The organism is Snodgrassella alvi wkB2 (assembly GCF_000600005.1).
Classification (GTDB): Bacteria; Pseudomonadota; Gammaproteobacteria; order Burkholderiales; family Neisseriaceae; genus Snodgrassella; species Snodgrassella alvi.
In genome coordinates, this window is the sequence record NZ_CP007446.1 from 1,063,036 (window position 1) to 1,082,585 (window position 19,550).

General features: G+C 42.3%; 20 protein-coding genes. 10 read left to right on the forward strand and 10 right to left on the reverse strand.

The window, feature by feature from the left end:
- Position 1: 1 nt before the first annotated feature.
- Positions 2–472, reverse strand: a complete 471-nt coding sequence (gene tsaE, locus SALWKB2_RS04860; protein ID WP_025330558.1) for a tRNA (adenosine(37)-N6)-threonylcarbamoyltransferase complex ATPase subunit type 1 TsaE — start codon at positions 470–472, stop codon at positions 2–4.
- A gap of 235 nt (positions 473–707) precedes the next feature.
- On the opposite strand from tsaE, the gene murI reads away from it, so the two are divergent.
- From murI to upp, 6 genes are all read left to right on the forward strand, one after another.
- The gene (gene murI, locus SALWKB2_RS04865; protein WP_038648809.1) at positions 708–1,514 is read left to right on the forward strand and encodes a glutamate racemase; all 807 of its coding nucleotides are present in this window, start codon (positions 708–710) and stop codon (positions 1,512–1,514) included.
- A gap of 23 nt (positions 1,515–1,537) precedes the next feature.
- Complete coding sequence (gene purN, locus SALWKB2_RS04870; RefSeq protein WP_025330560.1) at positions 1,538–2,179, forward strand: phosphoribosylglycinamide formyltransferase; 642 nt, start codon at positions 1,538–1,540, stop codon at positions 2,177–2,179.
- 17 nt (positions 2,180–2,196) lie between these two features.
- Entirely contained in the window at positions 2,197–2,871 is a 675-nt protein-coding gene (locus tag SALWKB2_RS04875; RefSeq protein WP_025330561.1) for a hypothetical protein, read from the forward strand.
- A gap of 9 nt (positions 2,872–2,880) precedes the next feature.
- Positions 2,881–4,143, forward strand: coding sequence for an RsmB/NOP family class I SAM-dependent RNA methyltransferase (locus SALWKB2_RS04880; protein WP_025330562.1), 1,263 nt, complete (start codon positions 2,881–2,883; stop codon positions 4,141–4,143).
- Between the two features lie 22 nt (positions 4,144–4,165).
- Positions 4,166–4,477, forward strand: coding sequence for a Grx4 family monothiol glutaredoxin (grxD, locus tag SALWKB2_RS04885; RefSeq protein WP_025330563.1), 312 nt, complete (start codon positions 4,166–4,168; stop codon positions 4,475–4,477).
- A gap of 75 nt (positions 4,478–4,552) precedes the next feature.
- Complete coding sequence (upp, locus tag SALWKB2_RS04890) at positions 4,553–5,185, forward strand: uracil phosphoribosyltransferase (protein WP_025330564.1); 633 nt, start codon at positions 4,553–4,555, stop codon at positions 5,183–5,185.
- Between the two features lie 281 nt (positions 5,186–5,466).
- Here the strand turns inward: upp and SALWKB2_RS04895 are convergent, their stop codons facing one another.
- From SALWKB2_RS04895 to arsC, 6 genes are all read right to left on the reverse strand, one after another.
- Positions 5,467–6,861: an ATP-binding protein gene (locus tag SALWKB2_RS04895; RefSeq protein ID WP_025330565.1), complete on the reverse strand. Its 1,395-nt coding sequence runs from the start codon at positions 6,859–6,861 to the stop codon at positions 5,467–5,469.
- Positions 6,837–7,499 carry a response regulator gene (locus tag SALWKB2_RS04900; protein ID WP_025330566.1) on the reverse strand — a complete coding sequence of 221 codons (663 nt, stop codon included), beginning with the start codon at positions 7,497–7,499 and terminating at the stop codon, positions 6,837–6,839. The genes SALWKB2_RS04895 and SALWKB2_RS04900 overlap by 25 nt, the downstream gene beginning before the upstream one ends.
- Positions 7,500–7,627: 128 nt before the next feature.
- The gene (locus SALWKB2_RS11650) at positions 7,628–7,885 is read right to left on the reverse strand and encodes a hypothetical protein (protein WP_025330567.1); all 258 of its coding nucleotides are present in this window, start codon (positions 7,883–7,885) and stop codon (positions 7,628–7,630) included.
- A gap of 434 nt (positions 7,886–8,319) precedes the next feature.
- A complete protein-coding gene (hemL, locus tag SALWKB2_RS04910; RefSeq protein ID WP_025330568.1) occupies positions 8,320–9,609 on the reverse strand; it encodes a glutamate-1-semialdehyde 2,1-aminomutase in 1,290 nt (429 codons plus the stop codon).
- Positions 9,610–10,009: 400 nt separating this feature from the next.
- Positions 10,010–10,669, reverse strand: coding sequence for a YdcF family protein (locus tag SALWKB2_RS12125; RefSeq protein ID WP_025330569.1), 660 nt, complete (start codon positions 10,667–10,669; stop codon positions 10,010–10,012).
- The gene (gene arsC / locus SALWKB2_RS12130; RefSeq protein WP_025330570.1) at positions 10,670–11,026 is read right to left on the reverse strand and encodes an arsenate reductase (glutaredoxin); all 357 of its coding nucleotides are present in this window, start codon (positions 11,024–11,026) and stop codon (positions 10,670–10,672) included.
- Between the two features lie 268 nt (positions 11,027–11,294).
- Between arsC and SALWKB2_RS04925 the strand changes: the two genes are divergently transcribed.
- A complete protein-coding gene (locus SALWKB2_RS04925; RefSeq protein WP_051506428.1) occupies positions 11,295–11,813 on the forward strand; it encodes a TlpA disulfide reductase family protein in 519 nt (172 codons plus the stop codon).
- Here SALWKB2_RS04925 and nadB read toward each other — a convergent pair.
- Positions 11,808–13,346: an L-aspartate oxidase gene (gene nadB, locus SALWKB2_RS04930; protein WP_025330572.1), complete on the reverse strand. Its 1,539-nt coding sequence runs from the start codon at positions 13,344–13,346 to the stop codon at positions 11,808–11,810. The genes SALWKB2_RS04925 and nadB overlap by 6 nt on opposite strands.
- Positions 13,318–14,541: a quinolinate synthase NadA gene (nadA, locus tag SALWKB2_RS04935; RefSeq protein ID WP_080690446.1), complete on the reverse strand. Its 1,224-nt coding sequence runs from the start codon at positions 14,539–14,541 to the stop codon at positions 13,318–13,320. The genes nadB and nadA overlap by 29 nt, the downstream gene beginning before the upstream one ends.
- Positions 14,542–14,758: 217 nt before the next feature.
- On the opposite strand from nadA, the gene SALWKB2_RS04940 reads away from it, so the two are divergent.
- From SALWKB2_RS04940 to SALWKB2_RS04950, 3 genes are all read left to right on the forward strand, one after another.
- Positions 14,759–15,718, forward strand: coding sequence for an NUDIX hydrolase (locus SALWKB2_RS04940; protein ID WP_051506430.1), 960 nt, complete (start codon positions 14,759–14,761; stop codon positions 15,716–15,718).
- A gap of 215 nt (positions 15,719–15,933) precedes the next feature.
- On the forward strand, positions 15,934–16,806 hold the full coding sequence (gene nadC, locus SALWKB2_RS04945) for a carboxylating nicotinate-nucleotide diphosphorylase (protein WP_025330575.1): 873 nt from the start codon (positions 15,934–15,936) through the stop codon (positions 16,804–16,806).
- 128 nt (positions 16,807–16,934) lie between these two features.
- Positions 16,935–18,296, forward strand: coding sequence for an FAD-binding oxidoreductase (locus SALWKB2_RS04950; RefSeq protein WP_198431235.1), 1,362 nt, complete (start codon positions 16,935–16,937; stop codon positions 18,294–18,296).
- Positions 18,297–18,404: 108 nt separating this feature from the next.
- Here SALWKB2_RS04950 and serC read toward each other — a convergent pair whose 3' ends face one another.
- Positions 18,405–19,508, reverse strand: coding sequence for a 3-phosphoserine/phosphohydroxythreonine transaminase (gene serC / locus SALWKB2_RS04955; protein ID WP_025330576.1), 1,104 nt, complete (start codon positions 19,506–19,508; stop codon positions 18,405–18,407).
- Between the last annotated feature and the right edge of the window lie 42 nt (positions 19,509–19,550).

The following is a 19,550-nucleotide window of genomic DNA, read 5'->3' on the forward strand; positions in this document are numbered from 1 at the left end:
TTTATTCTGTAATTTTATTTAATGTTTTTGTTCCGTTTGTAGTAACGGCATTTATCTGTACTGTACGGCCACTACCATTGATGGTGATGTTCAGGATAATGTCAGCCGGAGGTGCCAAATCACCGCCGAGCTGTGGCCATTCAATCAAAATAATGCTGTCTGCTGTAATCAGTTCATCCAGTCCTGCATCCAGCCATTCTTCCGGATTTTGAAAACGGTATAAATCAAAATGATGCAGGTTAAAGCCTTTAAACGGATAAGTTTCAACTATATTGTAGGTAGGGCTTTTAACTGCACCGTTGTAACCAAGAGCGTTGAGTAAGCCTCTGGTAAAGGTTGTTTTGCCCGCACCCAGATCACCTTCCAGCCAGATAATCAGAGGAGGGCTGATAAGCTGTGCAAAACGTTCGCCCAGTTTCAGGGTATCGTTTTCATCAGCCAGAAAAATTTCACGGACTTCAGTGGCAGACATGGTGTTTTTAATTAATCAAAACGGGGTTATTATGCGATAAAGTTTGTAATAACGAAAGTAATAAAATTCAGTCTGTCTGTCTTGTTTCCGGATTCAGGCTTCTTTTAGGTACATTTGTTGTGTACTAAGCTATGAGTATATTTCCGGGTCAATGCTATAATCACAATAATGACTGATATTCGATTAATTCAGTTTATGCTGAACTGAGTTGTCATGGTCAATAATGAAGAGACAAATGACTGCAATACAACAACCTATAGGTGTATTTGATTCCGGGGTGGGTGGCCTGACAGTGGTTCGCGCATTGATGGAACGGCTCCCTAATGAAAATATTATTTATTTTGGTGATACGGCGCGTGTTCCGTATGGTATGAAATCCAGACATACAATTGAGGTTTATACTGAACAGATTGTATCTTTTCTGCTTGAGCATGATGTTAAAGCACTGGTTGTGGCCTGTAATACTATAGCTGCGGTGGCAAGAGAAAAAGTAAGGCAGCTTGCAGGCACAATGCCGGTTCTGGATGTAATTGCCGCAGGTGCACAGGCTGCTTTGGAAACCACTCAGAATAATCACATTGGTGTAATAGCCACCAGTACTACTGTTAATAGTAATGCTTATGCCCGGGCGATTCACAATCAGAATGCACAAACGCGTGTTTTTTCACAGGCCTGTCCGTTGCTGGTGCCGCTGGTGGAAGAAGGCTGGCTGGATCATGAGGTTACCCGCTTGACAGCACGGGAGTATCTGAAGCCGATTCTGGCAGAAGAAGTGGATACGCTGGTTTTGGGATGTACTCATTATCCGTTATTGAAGCCCTTAATCCGTCAGGAGGCTCCTGATCTGAAATTAGTTGATTCAGCGATTACGACTGCTGAAGCCACTGCATTGGCACTGGAACAACATAATCTGATTAATCCTGATCATTCAGGTGCGCAATACCGGTTTTATGTCAGTGATATTCCGCTACGTTTCCAGACAATTGGTGAGCGATTTCTGGGGCGAAGTCTGGAGCAGCTGGAAATGGTTTCTTTGGGCTAGGTATTTTGGTTGACAGGTGAGAGATGAGCGCTAAAAAAAGAATTGTGATTCTGATTTCCGGTCGTGGCAGCAATATGCAGGCTCTTGCAGAAGCTGATATTGCGCAGGCAGAAATTGTGGCAGTAATCAGTAATCGGGCTGATGCTGCCGGTTTACTGTGGGCTGCGCAACACGGGCTGACAACTGAGGCAATCAGCCATCATGATTATCCAGGCCGTGAAGCATTTGATGCGGCATTGATCAAGCATATTGATGCTTATCAGCCTGATTTGGTGGTACTGGCTGGCTTCATGCGCATTTTAACGCCTGAGTTTTGTAGGCATTATACGGACAGGTTAATTAATATTCATCCGTCATTATTACCGGCTTTTACCGGACTGCACACTCATCAGCGTGCACTGGATAGTGGCTGCCGGGTTGCAGGCTGTACGATTCATTTTGTCACTGCCGAGCTGGATTGCGGTCCGATTATAGCGCAGGGTGTAGTACCTGTTCTGAACGGGGATACTGCCGATACTCTGGCACAGCGGGTATTAAAGATTGAACATCAGCTTTTACCAAAAGCAGTAGCTGATTTTGTTGCCGGAAATCTGGTAGTTGAAGGGAACAGGGTAAAAAATCTTGCTGATGCTGTTACGGATAATGTGGCCTGCCTGAAAAACTGAGATGTTATGAGAAAAATATGAAGTTGAAAGTATATTCAGGTTTGATATTTGTCTGGATAAATTTGCTGTTCATACCTATGGCACAGGCAGCAGAACTGCCTCAGCAGGCACAATTGCAGTTTGTCGACAGTTATGGTTTGCCGGTAAATATGGATTTTGTGCAAAAGGATGGTCAGTATCAGATTAATACGCAAATTAATTTGATTTTTTACCAGATGCAGTTTGTTTCGTCCGGAACCGTAAAAGACTCAGTTTTAAATCCGCTTTCCTACACTGACAGCCGCTTTGGCAAACCATATGCTCAGGCACGTTTTTCTGAGCATGGGGTTGATTACGGTAAGGTTTCCGAAGCAGTTAAACATATGTTGGTGAACGGACCGGTATATGATATGTTTGCTCTTGGCTGGCAGCTGGGCTTTAATCAAGGTAAATTGTCCGCAAATACTTATCTGACTAATGGTAAAAAAGTGTACCAACTGGATGCAGTTAACAGCCGTGGTAGTGATCAGCTGATGTTAAACGGACGGCAAATTGAGATCAGACAGTACAGTATCAGTCGTGGCGATGATGTAGTGGAGTATGCATTCGCTCCCCAGCTTGAAAATATTCCGGTACGGATTAGCTATGTGGACAATGGTAAAGTATATACATTGCAACTGAAAGGCGGCCGGATTAACGGGAAGGTTTTTTAAGAAATTATGATAAATGCACAACAACTTGATTTAACTACTTCTGTGCTGGCACAGGTATTAACATTCAGACAGCCTGCAGATGTTGTGCTCTCAGCTTTTTTCCGGCGTGAGCGCAAGCTGGGTATGCGTGACCGGCAGGAAATAGCTGAAACTGTGTTTGCTACTATCCGCCATTTGCAGAAAATTCAGAAGATGCTGCCAAAACCGCATCAAAAACCACGTCGGGCAGCTTTGGCTGCATTGGTTTTAGGGCGGGGAATAAGCGTACACGGTGCAGAATCACTTTGTGACTCAGAAGAAAAACAGTGGCTGATTGATGTTAAAGAGCAAAAGTCTGCTTTTGCCTCCGATCTGACTACAGCTGCTGAGCTGCCTCAATGGTTAATTGAGTGTCTGCAACAGCAGGGCTGGGATGATAATCAGATTGCTATTTACGGTCGCAGCGTTATGCAGCCGGCGCCGCTGGATGTACGGGTAAATACTCAGAAAGGCAAACGTGATAAGATTTTATCTGCGTTACAGGCAGAAGGATTGCGTGCTGAAGCTACGCCTTTTTCGCCATGGGGAATCCGGCTATTTGATAAACCGGCTTTAAACAAGCATCCGCTGTTTTTAGACGGCGTGCTGGAAGTTCAGGATGAAGGCAGTCAGCTGCTGGCGTTGATAACAGGCGTTAAACGCGGTCAGATTGCTGTCGATTTCTGTGCCGGAGCCGGTGGTAAAACACTGGCAATGGGGGCAATGATGGCTGGCAGCGGCCGGCTGTATGCTTTTGATGTGGCTGAAAAACGTTTGGCTAATATGAAGCCGAGGATGGTTCGGGCAGGTCTGACTAATATTCATCCGCAGCGGATTGATAATGAGCATGATGCCCGTATTGCCAGATTAAAGAATAAGGCAGATTGTGTGCTCGTGGATGCGCCCTGTTCCGGAATGGGCACCTTGCGTCGTAATCCTGATTTAAAATATCGTCAGAGTAATGACAATATCCGGACGTTGCTTGAGCAGCAACAATCAATTTTACAGGCAGCTTCTGCACTGGTACGTCCGGGCGGAAGGCTTGTGTATGCAACTTGCAGTATTCTGGAAACGGAAAATCAGCAACAGTTAAATAATTTTCTGGCAGCCAATACAGGCTGGCATATAGAACCGGTGCAGACTTTGCTTAAAAGTAATGTCTTACCCGATATGCAGGGTGACTATCTGCAATTGAACACCGGTGAACATCATACAGACGGTTTTTTTGCCGCTGTACTTACACGCATTAAATAAAGTGATATAAGAAGGAATGTACATGAGTACTCAGGAAAGAATTAAAACGCTTGTTACTGAACATCCGGTTGTGTTGTTCATGAAAGGCACTAAGCAGTTTCCACAGTGTGGTTTTTCATCCCGTGCTGTACAAATATTGCAAGCTGCCGGTTTAAAAGAGTTCTATACTGTTAATGTGCTCGAAGATGAAGATATCCGTCAGGGTATCAAGGAATATGCAGACTGGCCGACAATTCCGCAATTGTATGTAAAAGGTGAATTTGTCGGTGGTTCTGACATCATGCTGGAGATGTACGAAGCAGGTGAATTGCAGACTTTGCTGGCGTCTGTCTGACAGAGTTTTGTTCGGAAATATTTTCCGGTAGCTGTTTTATTCAGGTTTTATAGCAATTATTTTTTGGAACTGGCTATGAATATAAATGTGATTGACCATCCTCTGGTGAAGCACAAGCTGTCATTAATGCGAGAAGAAGATTGCAGTACTTATCGTTTTCGTACGCTGACTAAAGAACTGGCACGCTTAATGGCTTATGAAGCCAGCCGTGATTTTGATATAGAAATTGTCAAAATGCAGGGCTGGTGTGGTGAGATTGATGCTTACCAGATTAAAGGCAAAACGGTTACTATTGTACCGATTCTGCGGGCAGGGCTGGGTATGCTGGATGGCGTACTGGACTTAATTCCTACAGCTAAAATCAGTGTAGTAGGTTTACAGCGCGATGAAGAAACGCTGGAACCGGTACCTTATTTTGAAAAATTTGTCAGTCAGATGGATAAACGCCCGGCATTGATCATTGATCCAATGCTGGCAACAGGTGGATCCATGAATGCAACTATTGAGTTACTTAAGAAAAAAGGTTGCAAGGATATTAAGGCATTGGTTCTTGTAGCAGCTCCAGAGGGGGTAAAAGCTGTCAATGAAGCTCATCCTGATGTGACTATTTATGCAGCGGCTCTGGATGATCATCTGGATGATAATGGCTATATTATTCCTGGTCTGGGCGATGCTGGTGACAAGATTTTTGGTACCAAGCACTGGTAATTTAAATTCAGATTATTTCATGCAGTTTGATTGCTGAAAGAATCTGTTAATAAAAAACACAGAATTTTCTGTATGGAAGATTCTGTGTTTTTTATTATGCCGAATTAAATCCAGATTTGTTTTTAAAAATGGATATGGGTATCAGATAAATACTCTAAATAGAATTGGCTGGTCGGATAAGAAATAAATTTTTGTTTATAAAATGATAAATCGAATATTTACCGGTTAATTATAATCTGATGCAACCATTTTGTAAGATTTAAATGTTATTTGTTTTATGTTTACAGCTTATCTGAGTTGAATATCAGGCTTACAGCCAGTCCTGCTTTCTGTTCTGAATTTCGCAGGCCAGAGTCTGCCAGACTGATACTGATGTGCCATTGATCACACAGGGTCTTGACGATTGCCAGCCCGAGACCGCTTCCGCTTTCATTGTTGCCCAAAATACGATAAAACGGTTCAAATACTAGCTGGCGTTCAGTTTCAGAGATTCCCTGACCATTGTCTTCTATAAGTAAAATCGTTTTGTTATCTGTGGTTGGTCTAATGCCAATGCATATTTGCCCATCAACAGGAGTGTATTTGATAGCATTACTCAGTATATTTTTCAAAATAGTATATAAATCATTATTGCTGACTGGCAGAAAAACATCTTCGCTAATGTCGAAACTTAAATTCTGTTTTTTTTGTTCGGCCAGCGGCAATAATTCGGCAATTAAATCACGCAGTAAGGGCATTAGTGCAGTTTTCTGAGCATTGTTCGCTATCAGATGTTGCTGCTGCTGATGCTGTGCTCTGGCCATAGATAATAATTGGATAAGCAGCTGTTCGGTTCTTGCAATACCTGCTTTGATTTGTTCAATAAGTTTGTGTTGTTCCTGAATAGTTAATTCCGGTTCATCAAAACGTGCTATTTGCAAGGTAAGTGCGGTAATTGGTGTACGTAATTCATGTGCTGCATGACTGATAAATTTTTTATCATGCTCCATCGCAGCCTGTAGCTGACTGAACAGGCGGTTAAGTGCGGTAATGAAAGGGCGGATTTCTGTCGGTACGTGCCTGGTATCCAAAGGTGATAAATCATTGGCGTTGCGTGCGGTTAATTCGCTACTCATTTCCTGCGTTGCCCGAAACAGGCGGCGAATCCAGATAGCTGTAAACAGCCATAGAATAGGCATTAGAATAAGAAATGGCCAGACTACACTTAATGCACTGTCTTTGGCTATATGATTTCGGTATGCTGTACGCTGAGCAACAATAATTCGCTCACGTTCACGGGTGAGCAGGTAAACCCGCCAATGACGGGCTACCGTAGTAAAGTTATGAAAACCATCAGGTAATTGCTGAAGGTTCTGCACAGCATTATCATCTCCCATCAGAATATTGAGATAGGGTGAATCTAGTGTCTGTGCCAGCACGCGCGGTTTGGGCAGCGTTCTGGCGCTTTCAGGAAAATTGAGATCTTCCTGTGTATCTCTGCGCAGTATGGAACTGCGCGGATCAAGTAAATGGGCTATCTGCTCCAGCTGAGCATCTTGTAAATCCTGTGTTTCCCGAAAAGCAGTCTGATAGGCAAGAATGTCACCAATAATAGCGATTGAAGTTACTACTATTGTTAAAACCAGTAATAAGCGCCACTGTAGTGATGAGACTATCCGCGTCGGTCTACCAGCCATCCTAGTCCTCGTACATTTTTAATCACATTACTGCCCAGTTTTTTTCTAATTCCGTGAATGACTACTTCTACGGCATTGCTTTCTACTTCTTCATTCCAGCCGTAGAGCTTTTCTTCCAGTTCCTGGCGTGACAGTATCGTGCCGGGTTGGAGCAATAAACTGTACATCAAAGCATATTCTCGTGCTGACAGCCGGGTAACCTGTCCGTTGGCACTGACTTCACGAGTAGCAGGATTCAGGGTAATGGTGCCATTGCTTAGTATAGGAGTTGCATGTCCGCTACGGCGGCGTAATAAAGCCCGGATACGCGCCAGTAATTCGGAGGGCGCAAAAGGTTTAATTACATAGTCATCGGCACCGCTGTCCAGACCATTAATGCGTTCTTCCACTGTGTCTCGAGCAGTAATCAGAATAACGGGTAAATCACAGTTTTTTGCACGCAAGTGGCGTAAAACACTTAGACCATCCTGTCTGGGTACACCAATATCCAGTAGGGCAATATCATAAATTTCTGGTTGCAATGCATTTTCAGCTGCAATACCGTCAGCAACACAATCAACGGCAAAACCGGCAGCATGCAGCATATCGCTTAATGCCTCTGCAATCATTTTGTCGTCTTCAAGAAGTAGAATTCGCATGAGTTAACATTTTTCCGCATAGACTTGTAAACCAGTCTGTATTGTTTCAGACTGTGAGATATCTATGATAACAAAAACCGTTTCAGGATTCCTGAAACGGTTTTATTCAAACGTTAACCAGCGACTGATTAGTTAGTTTCAGTAGTGGTAGTAGTTTGTTTGGTTGTAGTAGTACTAGCAGCTGCTTTTCTTGCATGTGCTTTTTTAGTATGTACTTTTTTTACTGGTGTTTTTTTAACAGCTGGTTTTACAGTTTTAGCACTGGTGTTTTCAGCTGTAGTAGTTGTAGTAGTGGTGGCTGTAGCTGGTTTAGGAGGGGTAGCAAAGGCAGCAGCAGCAGTTAAACCAAAGATAGCACTTACAACAGCAGCAGTGATTTTTTTCATGACAGATCTCCATTAAAAGTAATTAAAGACAATAACCATCTCGGTTCTTGTTGATGCACAGTATGGCTTTAAATACTTAGGCAAGACTTAGCTAAATGTTGTTTATTGTTAATTTAATGTAATTAAATGTTATTATTTGGGGTAAGTATAGATTCGCTTATTAGTTTAAAATTTAAAATAATATGCTTTTATAATGGTTTATGTTTGATGCATTGAATAAAGACAATTATTTATATGCTATTGAAATCTATTTGCTAATAAAAAATAAATGAGATTTTTATAGAAAATGGAACTTAATCTTGTCTTAATATGTGACTGCTAAAAGTATAAATATAAAGATATTTAAATTACGTGATTATTAGTTCAGAGTTGATTATTATCTAGAATACCAGTGTATGTTTTACTTTTGACATACACTGGTAAGAATAAATGTCTCAGACAGTACGCGCAATTTCCGTAAACGCTTCGGCAGCTAAACCCAGTGTATCTGCAATGATTTCACTGCTATGAGCAGCTGAAACAAAACCCGCTTCATATGCTGATGGTGCAAATGCAACACCGCGTGATAGCATGGCATGGAAAAACTCTTTAAATAATATCTGATTGGTATTTTGCATATCTGCAAAACAAGATGGCAGATTATCAGTAAAGTAAAAACCAAACATTCCGCCTTCACTGCGGCTGCTGAATGGAATATTGGCTTCACGTGCGATTGCCGTCAGACCATCACTCAGCTGTCGGGTATGTTTGCTGAGTGTAGTGTAAAAATCCGGTCGTTGTATGATTTCCAGTGTTTTTAGTCCGGCTGCTACACATACCGGATTACCGGAAAGGGTACCTGCCTGATAAACAGCACCTAAAGGCGATATACAGGCCATAATGTCTGCACGGCCACCGAAAGCTGCTACTGGCATGCCTCCGCCAATTACTTTGCCAATTGTCGTTAAATCAGGCTTAATACCATGGATAGATTGTGCCCCGCCCAGAGCAACACGAAAACCAGTCATTACTTCATCGTAAATAAGAACACTTCCATACTGTTCTGTAAGTTCACGCAGTGCCTGAACAAACTCAGTTGTGGCGGGTATCATGTTCATATTACCGGCAATTGGTTCGACAATAACACAAGCAATACTGTCGCCCTTGCTGGCAAACGTTTGTTGTAAAGCCTCAACGTCGTTATAAGGTAATACCAGGGTATGGCGGCTGAAATCTTCAGGTACGCCGGCAGAGCTGGGATTACCAAAGGTTAGCAGACCAGATCCGGCTTTAACCAACAGACTATCTGAATGACCATGATAACAGCCTTCAAATTTAATGATATTGTCCCTGCCGGTAAAACCTCTGGCCAGACGGATTGCACTCATGGTTGCTTCTGTACCTGAACTGACCAGTCGAATCTGTTCCATGCTGGGCATGATATGGCGTATTTCTTCAGCAATTCGGATTTCATTTTCTGTCGGTGCGCCAAAAGATAAGCCATTTTCGGCCGCCTGACAGACTGCCTGAACAACTTCAGGATGTGCATGACCGACAATGGCCGGTCCCCATGAACCGACATAATCAATATAACTGGTTTGGTTTTCATCCCATACATAAGCTCCCTGAGCTTTGTTAATAAAGCGGGGTATGCCGCCGACACTGCCAAAAGCCCGTACAGGAGAATTTACTCCACCGGGAATAATGGTTTTTGCCTCTTCAAAGAGCTGCTGGTTTCTATCCATGATTATGACCTCTGCTTTATTGGAATATCAGATAACTTGCATTCAGGGATTAATCATACTATCGATTACCCCTAAAGGTTAATTGTCTTTAGCTTTTCGAGCAGGAATCCGGAAGATAAAATAAAATATCAGGGTAGCAGTAAGTAATTTTAATGGTGAAATAATTGATTTATTAAATATTAATATGTAATTTCTTACTATTAATAATTGATTAAGTAAAACTTATCTATTTTCAGAGAAATAAAATTATCTATAGCTGATTGTAAAATCGTAAGTCTCACATACATAAAGACAAAGCTAAGATTTCAGATTTAAAATCTTATAGCTGTATGAAATTTATGTTTTTTAGCTAAATTAATGGACTGAATTCTCAGATTCTGAGACAACTAAAAGAAAATTACTAAACTAGCGTACGTAGCATACGAATAAAACGCGGAAATTTTGATAAATGCTGCACCCACTGATAAACCATTAAAGTGTAGCTTTCCTGCGCAATAAAGCGTAATTTCGACTGGGTTGCGGTGTAGCGGGTAGTCGGAGTAGGCGAAAGCTGTACATTTAAACCCAGATCACGTGCCATAAAGCAAGCTCGTGCCAGATGATATGGATCGCTGACAATAATAAAGCTGTTTAGATCATTATCATCAGCTATGGCTTTTGCATTAACCAGATTCTGCCAGGTGTCACGCGAATGATTTTCATAAATAATATCATTGGCATCAACACCGTTACGAATAGCATAGCGACGTCCGACGGCTGCTTCCGTCATGAAACCGGCTCTGGGGCTGCCTCCAGTAAAGAGAATTTTTTTTACTATGCCGGCACGATACAGATTAATGGCATGATTGATACGTTCACGGAAAACTGGTGAAGGGCGCTTATCCCATGCGGCCGCGCCAAGCACGATAGCGGCATCGGCTTCTGTCGGTACTTGCTGCGGATGGCTGAGCTGGTAGACTGTAGCAACACTAAAAGCATAGTTGGCCCCAACAAATAGGCTGCATCCGGCAATTACAGTGCGCAGACAATACCAAAAACCTAAACGTGTGCCGGAGCTCATTTATTGTTCTAGTAAAGCTTCAATATTCGTTAACGGGCGACCTATAGCGGCATGTTCGCCGTATACAGCTATCGGTCGTTCAATTAAAATCGGATGTGCTGCCATTGCGGCAATCAGAGTATCTTCATCTGCTTCAAGCAGATTCAGTTGTGTGAACAGATCATCTTTACTGCGCATCATTTCCCGTGCTGAATTGATGGCCAGTTTTTGTTTCAGTGAACGAATTTGTGCTTCGGATAAAGGCTCGGTCAGGTAGGGAATGACTTTGGTATTAATATTGCGTACTCGGAGTAAAGACAGGGCAGCGCGCGACTTAGAGCAATTTGGATTATGGTATAGTATGACGGTGTGTGTCATGATTATCCCTGAACTTCTAAAAATAAAAAATCTGAATTGGAAGTGTGGACGAAACTTCAAATTTTGACAAGTATTATTAATTATTCTAAAGCTAAAGCTGAATTAATGTGTTGGATGTAAATAAATTATCTGCTTTTGAATATGCATTTCAATTGATTTATACAAAATAAAAATAAATAAACCCCTTACCTGCTAATGTTTTTGCGGCAAAATTGTATATGAATTATTCTATAATAATTGCTATTAAAGGTAATATTAAGGTAATGATATGTTTCCGTCTGCCCAAGTATTGAAAAAAATATTTTTAATTAGCGCACTGTTTCTGAGCTGTATTCGTGTGCATGCTGCAGAATTACAAAACTGGCCTCAGCGTACACCGGCGACTTTACCAACTGATTCCCCGATAATGGTAGTTAATGTCTGGGCAACATGGTGTAAACCTTGTCGTAGTGAAATAGCTATGCTTTCGCGCTGGTATCAGCAACAACGAACTTCAGGGAAGAAAACAGTTGCTGTCGTTGGTGTATCTTTAGATAATGATGCAAATTTACAACGCTTTACTCAGCAGGTGTCTGTACCGTATCCGTTATACCGTTATACAGGTTCGGATAGCCGTGCATGGATGCAACGATTAGGCAATAATATTGGCGGAGTACCTTTTACTCTGGTTCAGGCACCTAAATGCGGTTTTCAGCAGGCATTGATAGGTACACTGAGTGAAATAAAGCTGAATCAAGTGATTACTGAAGCCAGACGGCAGTGTAAACAGCACAACGTTCGTTTATAGATTTTCCTGTAGGTCAAGATTAAAGTGGGTGCCACGGTTCATTTGCTGATTTAGCCCGTCCTGTACCATTAATAGTGCAGTTACCAGTGACAGTTTATGTTGCTGATTAATGGTTTGCTGATACCAGTATTGTAAGATTTCATGCAGTGTGAGCATTTCATCAGTTCGCCGGCAAATTCCAAAATAACGGCTCATGGAGTGTTGCAGTGCTTGCATGCTGAAAGAAGGGATATCCTGAATCGGATGAGGATGTTCCGGAAAAATAATTTCCTGCCAGGTTAATTCTGATGAATTCTTCTGCTGATTGATTGGCCATGTTTGCGGATATTCTTTAGAAGCAATTATCGATGCCGCGGCATTGCGTCCGGTTACGACACATTCAAGTAAAGAATTACTGGCCAGACGATTGGCACCATGTAGCCCGGTACAGGCAGTTTCACCTATAGCATACAACTGAGCCATATCGGTACGCCCATTGGTGTCTGTAACAATGCCGCCACAGGCATAATGTGCTGCTGGTGCTACCGGAATTAATTCACGAGTGATATCCAGACCCTGTTGCAGACAATGCTGGTGAATTTGTGGAAAATGTGTGCGGATAAAGCTTTCAGGTAAATGAGTGATATCCAGATACACACAGTGATGGCCGGTTTTGGCTATTTCGCTGGCAATGGCGCGTGCAACAATATCACGCGGAGCCAGTTCGGCACGGTTATCGTATTCAGGCATAAAGCGCCGGCCTTGCTGATTACGTAAAATACCTCCTTCACCGCGTACAGCCTCAGAAATCAGAAAACACGGATTTTCAGGTAAGGCAAGTGCTGTGGGATGGAACTGTACAAAAGCCAGATTTTGCGTTCTGCAACCAGCCAGAGCCGCTAAAGCAACTCCTTGCCCATTTGCTGTTACCGGATTAGTGGTCAGAGTGAATAATTGTCCCAATCCTCCGGTTGCCAGTACTGTATGCTTAGCCTGAATAGTTACAGTCTCATCAGTTTGTGCCATCTGTACGACTGCTCCGGTACAAACTGAATTTTCATGCACTAAATCGATAACACAGCTATGCGGCAAAATATGAATATTTGGTCGTGCTGATAGCTGTTGCTGGAGTGTACGAGTAATACTGTGACCAGTATGATCTGCCGCATGTACGATACGCCGCCGGCCATGTCCGCCTTCACGTGTCAGATGCAGGCGACCATTCTCACGGGTAAATTCCACGCCATGGGCGCATAACCATTCAATAGCACTGTTGCCTTCAGCCAGAATTTCGGCAGTCTGTTTTTCATTACAGCAGCCGGCACCAGCTATAAGCGTATCCTTAATATGTTCGGCTACACTGTCTGCCTGATCAATAACGGCTGCTACACCGCCTTGTGCCAGATTACTGGCACAGGTTGATAAATCTTCTTTTGCCAGCAAAGTAATGTGAAAATTTTCCGGTAAAGATAAGGCTACCGTCAGCCCGGCCAAACCGGCACCGATAATCAAAACATCGGTATTATTAACAGAGCAGGGTGTGATATTGGTCATGTTGGCTAATCCAGTGAGCAAAAATATCGGGGGAATGGTTTTCTGTATGGTGAAGATTGGTCTTATCAGTATGAAATTCCCGCCATGCAGTTGAAAAATCAAGCATACGCTGTATGGAAATACCAGCCTGTTTACCTAAAGCAGAAGGTAGATCAATTTTATGCTGTTCTGGTTTGCTTAAAGCATCTATACAGGCTTGTAATCCGTTCATAGCCATCCAGGGACAGAAAGCACAAGACTTGCAGGTGGCACCATTGCCTGCAGTAGGTGCGGCCAGAAAGGTTTTTTCCGGAGCATGTTTATGCATTTCATGTAATATGCCCTGATCTGTCGCTACAATAAATGTATCTGCCGAATCGTGAATTGCTGCCTGCAATAGACGGCTGGTAGAACCTACTACATCAGCTAAAGCGACTACAGCAGCCGGTGATTCAGGATGAACCAGTATTTTGGCATGCGGATAGCGTGCTTTCATTAAAGCCAGCTCCTGACCTTTAAATTCATTATGTACCAGACAGGAACCCTGCCAGAGCACCATATCTGCACCCGTCTGATTCTGAATATATTCTCCAAGATGTCTGTCCGGGCCCCAGATAATTTTTTTTCCTTGGGCATGTAAAAAAGAAACAATTTCCAGAGCAATTGACGAAGTAACGACCCAGTCAGCCCTGGCCTTAACTTCGGCACTGGTATTGGCGTAAACCACAACTGTCCGATCCGGGTACTGGTTGCAGAAAGCAGTAAATTCTTCTGCCGGACAACCCAGATCAAGAGAGCAGGTGGCTTTAGTATCGGGCATAAGAATAGTTTTTTCCGGACTGAGTATTCGTGCAGTTTCGCCCATAAATTTCACTCCGGCTACCAATAAAGTCTTTGCCGGATGCTGTGCTCCGAAACGTGCCATTTCCAATGAATCACCAACCATGCCGCTAGTAGCCAGAGCCAGATCCTGCAATTCCGGTTCAACATAGTAATGTGCCAGCATCACAGCCTGCTGTTGCTGTAATAGAGCTTTTACCTGTTCAATATATTTTTGCTTTTGTCTCCGGTCCAATTGCTGTGGAATTTTAGCCCAGGCACATTGCAGCACAGCAGATTCATCTCTAGTAGTTTGTGCAGCATTTTCAGTAGCTGCAACTGATGACAATTGTGGTTTTTCGTAATCGAATGCACGCCATTGATTGGTACTTTGCATAATCGCTCCTGAAAGGAATAATTAATTATGCTCATAATGAGTATATAAGGCAATACGAAAAAAACAAAAACTCGAATAAACTCGACAGAATGTGATAATCAGTTGAATTCAGTTAGATACAACGGTGCTTCTGCGGTAATGTACTCAATCAGTGAATTTTGTTTTTTTGCGACAAATTCTTTACAATTAGCCAGCTTTAATAAAGGAGTTTATCCGCATGCACTCTTCAGCTGAATATTCATCTTCAAGTTATAATGACAGTGCAGCTGAACTCGTGGCGGTATTGTTTGCTGTTACCGATTTCAGTGCGCGGGTACTTACCATAAACGATGGAAAATTATTGCCATATGGTCCGCTGAGACCTGTACATCATTCTTTACAGGCTGGTGCCAGAACCTGGGTACATCAGCAGACAGGTCAGCCATTAGGCTATATGGAACAGTTATATACATTTGTTGATGTCAAACGTAGCCATCATTGCGGCCATGCTGTAATTAATATCAGCTATCTCGGACTGGTAAAAGAAGCTGCTGAGAGTGGTTTAAAGCTGGAAGCCAAATGGCATGACTGGTATGAATTTTTTCCTTGGGAAGACAGCAGACTGCCTCAGCATAAGCAGATACTCGATCAATTAATCCTGCCGATGCAGAACTGGGTAGATGCTGCTCCGAATCAGGAAATCCGCAATCAGCGTCAGCAGCGCCTGAATTTATGCTGGGGGATAAACGGGCAGCAATGGCTGGCAGAAAATGCTCTGTTGCGTTATGAATTGATGTATGAAGTTGGCATGATCACTGAATCTCCCTATTTCGACGGTCGTCTGCCGGCTATGCTGACCGGTCGCTCCATGCAGTTTAATCATCGCCGTATTCTTGCTACTGCTGTATCTCGTTTACGAGCGAAATTACAGTATCGTCTGGTGATTTTTGATTTAATGCCGCCTCAATTTACTCTATATCAGTTGCAGAGAAGCATAGAGGCGCTGAATGGCGTAGATTTGCATAAACAGAATTTTCGCAGATTAATCAACAATCAGCAGCTGGTTGTACCAACCGGAACCACAGTAGTAGCTGAGCGCGGACGTCCGGCACAGCTGTACCGTTTTAATGAAAATGTTTTACAGGAAAGTCTGCTCTCCGGTTACAGATTACCATTAATTAATAACCATATTCAGTAATTCGAATAGCGTAATTGTCATCAATTCCGTTGATAAAATAGAAATTTTCTGATTAAAAATTTTTGATTCTTGGTTTTAAACAAATAAATCTGATTAATTTGCTGAATTTAAAAACTACCGCTTTTCAAATTTATCTGCTTATTATTTGTTAACGTATTTTCAGACTTTGACTACTAATATATACTCTAAAAGAGTATATATCAGGGTTTAACAATATGATTAGCGATTTACCAGAAATAATTACTCGACCACTGGTACAGGCTGCACTGTCAGAAGATTTAGGCAGACGCGGAGATGTTACCTCACAGGCAGTGATACCGGCAGACAGGATGGCCGCATTCAGTATTGTAACCAGAGTGCCCGGTGTGGTATGCGGTTTAGAGCTGGCCCGTCAGAGCTTCGCTCTGATGAATGAAAATCTGGAATTTACTGCATACAAAAATGATGGTGATGTTATCGCCGCCGGTACATTGCTGGCCCGGGTTGCCGGTAATGCGCGTTCTATTCTCGCTGCCGAACGCACAGCGTTAAATTTTCTGACGCATCTTAGCGGAATAGCCACTACAACTCATGAAATTCAGAAATCAATAGCCTATACCGGAGTTCAGCTGACGTGTACACGTAAAACCATACCTAATTTGCGTATAGTCCAGAAATATGCAGTAAGAATGGGCGGGGGACGTAATCATCGCATGGGTCTGGATGATGCCATACTGATTAAGGACAATCACATAGCGCTTAGCGGGGGAGATATTATTACTGCTGTTAAGCAAGCTAAATCTTATGCTGGCCATTTGATTGCAGTGGAAGTAGAAGTTGACACATTGGAGCAATTGCGTCAGGTTCTGGATGAAGGCGTCAGTTTGGTATTGCTGGATAATATGTCAATAGAAGAAATGCGAACAGCTGTGAGCTGGTGTAAGGGACGTTGTCAGACTGAGGCTTCAGGTAATTTGCGGCCTGATACTGTGGTAGCTGCTGCAGAAACAGGCGTAGATTTTCTGGCGATGGGCTATCTGACCCACAGCGCACGCTATCTGGATATTGGTCTGGATTATGCAGATAATCAGAATATTCTGAAAAAATGAAAATAATCAAAAATTTTGTTTTAAAACAAATATTATATTATCATTAATTAGTACAATAATATATCTTTTATAAGAATAAATATTATTTAATAATGAAAAAACTAATTATTTGGTATAGCTGTTTTTGTTTGTTGTTGCCATTAACTGCGTATGCGGTGGTAGTTAATGATGTTACCGGTATGACGCCGGTACAGATGGTCGCTGTGATACAGCCGGAATCAACCGAAGAGGTTGCAGAGCTGGTTAAGCACACAACCGGTCCCATTAGTATAGCTGGTGGTAAATACAGTATGGGCGGGCAAACTGCAGTTCAGAATGGCGTACAAATAGATACTCAAAAACTCAATCATGTAATTGCTTTTAATCCTGAACAAAAACTTTTAACTATAGAAGCAGGTGCAAACTGGCGTCAGGTACAGGAGCTGATTGATCCATATGGATTATCTGTGAAAATCATGCAAAGTCTGGCTGATTTTAGTATTGGTGGTTCTTTAAGTGTTAATGTACATGGTCGATATATGGGGGCAGGTCCTATTATCCTGTCTGTTGAGCAAATTAAAATAGTACTGGCAGATGGTTCAATAGTTTTAGCCAGCCCGCAAGAAAATTCGGATATTTTTTATGGTGCTATTGGTGGCTATGGTGCATTGGGTGTTATCACAGAAGTGACATTACGCCTTACTGAAAATGTAAAAGTAAAACGAATTAATGATGTGATGCCGATTAGTCAGTATTCCTCTTATTTCTCTGAGCAGATTCGTTCTGACAGAACGGCCATATTTCATAATGCCATTATTTATCCTCCTGATTTCAAAAAAGTTAGGGCTGTGACTTTTAAGCAGACTGATGAACCATTAACTATTTCTGCCCGTTTAAGACCACTTTCTGCACCTACACGCAAACGCCAAAGACAATTGAAAATTGTTGCTGCATCGGATTTTGGTAAAAAATTGCGCAAATTATATGATGATGCCTATTTTGTAAAACAGCCAGTAATGATGCGTAATTATGAAGCCAGCTTAGCAGTAGCGCTTTTAGAGCCTATTTCCATGCAAGATAAAAGTTTTGCTTTGGAAGAATATTTCATACCGGTAGAAAAGTTTGATGATTTTTATCCGCAGATGATAGACATCCTGAAAAAGCATCAGGCAAATATTATCAATATCTCTATTCGTCATGCTATTCCTGATAGTGGTTCTTTGCTGGCATGGGCTCAAACTGAGGTATTTGCTTTTGTGATTTACTATCAGCAAGGAACTGATGAACAGAGTAAAAAGCAGGTAGGAATATGGACACGGGAATTAATAGATGCGGCATTGGCAAACAGAGGTACTTATTATTTACCTTATCAATTACATGCAACTGAGGAGCAATTTCAGCGCGCATATCCACGGACAGCAGAATTTTTTAAGCTTAAAGAGCGCTTAGATCCGGAGAATAAATTCAGTAATCTATTTCTGGAGCGGTACCGTCCGGCAACGGCTCACTAGACATAGGGTTTGAACTTAGCTTTGAGCGAATTGAATATTTCCAGAATAGAGATGAAAAACTGGTGTGGTATATTATCGCCACACCAGTAATCAGAAAAAATCAGTTGATTATCCGTAGCGGCGTTGAAATTCCTGCATGAACTCCACTAAAGCTTCAACCCCCTGTATGGGCATGGCATTATAAATACTCGCCCGCATTCCACCCATTGATTTATAGCCTTGTAATCCGCTTAAACCATGAGCACCGGCTTGCATTACAAATATTTTATCCAGCTCTTTTGTAGGTGTATGGAAAATAACATTCATCTGTGAGCGTGCATGCTGTTTCACATTATTGATATAAAATCCATTGCTGTTATCAATGGCAGAATACAAAGTTTCAGCTTTAAGGGTATTAATGGCTTCCATCTGTTCCACACCACCGTGAGTTTGCAGCCAGCGAAATACCAGACCTGAAATATAAATCGGGTAAGTTGCCGGAGTGTTGTACATTCCCTGCCGGCTGATATGACTTTGATAATTCCACACATCAGGTATTCGTTCAGAACAACGATCAAGCAGATCTTCCCGAATAATCACAATAGTAGCACCTGATGGTCCGATATTTTTTTGTGCACCGGCATAAATAACACCAAAATCTGTCACATTTACCGGTCGTGATAAAATTTCGCTCGACATATCGCAGATGACAGGGGGCAAACCATCTGGTTTGGGAATATTGCGATATTGCAGGCCATGTACTGTTTCATTAATGCAGTAATGAACAAAAGCAGAATTTGGATCCACATCCCAGCTTTCAACCGGCGGTACATCTGTGTAGTTATATAAATCACCACCATGTGCTGCCAGATGTATTTCTGCATCGGAAAGTTTACCCATCTGGCTGTGTGCGATACGGCTCCAGTTACCGGAGACTACTGAATCAACCTGCTTAAAACCATTGGCCAGATTCATTACGACCATATTGAACTGGGCACTGGCACCGCCCTGCATGAACAAAACTTTATAGTTGTCCGGAATATGCATGAGCTGGCGTAGATCCTGCTCGGCATGGTGCAGAATACTGATAAAAGCATCTGATCGATGGCTCATGGTCATGACTGAGCAACCAGTACCGTTATAATCCAGCATTTCAGCCTGTGCTGTTTCTAATACGGCCTCTGGCAGTATTGCAGGACCAGCAGAAAAATTATATGTGTTCAGTGTTGTCATGAATAAATTTAAACCTGTTACAGAAATGTACTGTTGTTGATT

What these genes read in the sequence shown, in the direction of transcription:
- tsaE (WP_025330558.1), bottom strand. Translation starts at nt 472, where the DNA reads ATGTCTGCCACTGAAGTCCGTGAAATTTTTCTGGCTGATGAAAACGAT.
- murI (WP_038648809.1), top strand. Translation starts at nt 708, where the DNA reads ATGACTGCAATACAACAACCTATAGGTGTATTTGATTCCGGGGTGGGT.
- purN (WP_025330560.1), top strand. Translation starts at nt 1,538, where the DNA reads ATGAGCGCTAAAAAAAGAATTGTGATTCTGATTTCCGGTCGTGGCAGC.
- SALWKB2_RS04875 (WP_025330561.1), top strand. Translation starts at nt 2,197, where the DNA reads ATGAAGTTGAAAGTATATTCAGGTTTGATATTTGTCTGGATAAATTTG.
- grxD (WP_025330563.1), top strand. Translation starts at nt 4,166, where the DNA reads ATGAGTACTCAGGAAAGAATTAAAACGCTTGTTACTGAACATCCGGTT.
- upp (WP_025330564.1), top strand. Translation starts at nt 4,553, where the DNA reads ATGAATATAAATGTGATTGACCATCCTCTGGTGAAGCACAAGCTGTCA.
- SALWKB2_RS04895 (WP_025330565.1), bottom strand. Translation starts at nt 6,861, where the DNA reads ATGGCTGGTAGACCGACGCGGATAGTCTCATCACTACAGTGGCGCTTA.
- SALWKB2_RS04900 (WP_025330566.1), bottom strand. Translation starts at nt 7,499, where the DNA reads ATGCGAATTCTACTTCTTGAAGACGACAAAATGATTGCAGAGGCATTA.
- SALWKB2_RS11650 (WP_025330567.1), bottom strand. Translation starts at nt 7,885, where the DNA reads ATGAAAAAAATCACTGCTGCTGTTGTAAGTGCTATCTTTGGTTTAACT.
- hemL (WP_025330568.1), bottom strand. Translation starts at nt 9,609, where the DNA reads ATGGATAGAAACCAGCAGCTCTTTGAAGAGGCAAAAACCATTATTCCC.
- SALWKB2_RS12125 (WP_025330569.1), bottom strand. Translation starts at nt 10,669, where the DNA reads ATGAGCTCCGGCACACGTTTAGGTTTTTGGTATTGTCTGCGCACTGTA.
- arsC (WP_025330570.1), bottom strand. Translation starts at nt 11,026, where the DNA reads ATGACACACACCGTCATACTATACCATAATCCAAATTGCTCTAAGTCG.
- SALWKB2_RS04925 (WP_051506428.1), top strand. Translation starts at nt 11,295, where the DNA reads ATGTTTCCGTCTGCCCAAGTATTGAAAAAAATATTTTTAATTAGCGCA.
- nadB (WP_025330572.1), bottom strand. Translation starts at nt 13,346, where the DNA reads ATGACCAATATCACACCCTGCTCTGTTAATAATACCGATGTTTTGATT.
- nadA (WP_080690446.1), bottom strand. Translation starts at nt 14,541, where the DNA reads ATGCAAAGTACCAATCAATGGCGTGCATTCGATTACGAAAAACCACAA.
- SALWKB2_RS04940 (WP_051506430.1), top strand. Translation starts at nt 14,759, where the DNA reads ATGCACTCTTCAGCTGAATATTCATCTTCAAGTTATAATGACAGTGCA.
- nadC (WP_025330575.1), top strand. Translation starts at nt 15,934, where the DNA reads ATGATTAGCGATTTACCAGAAATAATTACTCGACCACTGGTACAGGCT.
- serC (WP_025330576.1), bottom strand. Translation starts at nt 19,508, where the DNA reads ATGACAACACTGAACACATATAATTTTTCTGCTGGTCCTGCAATACTG.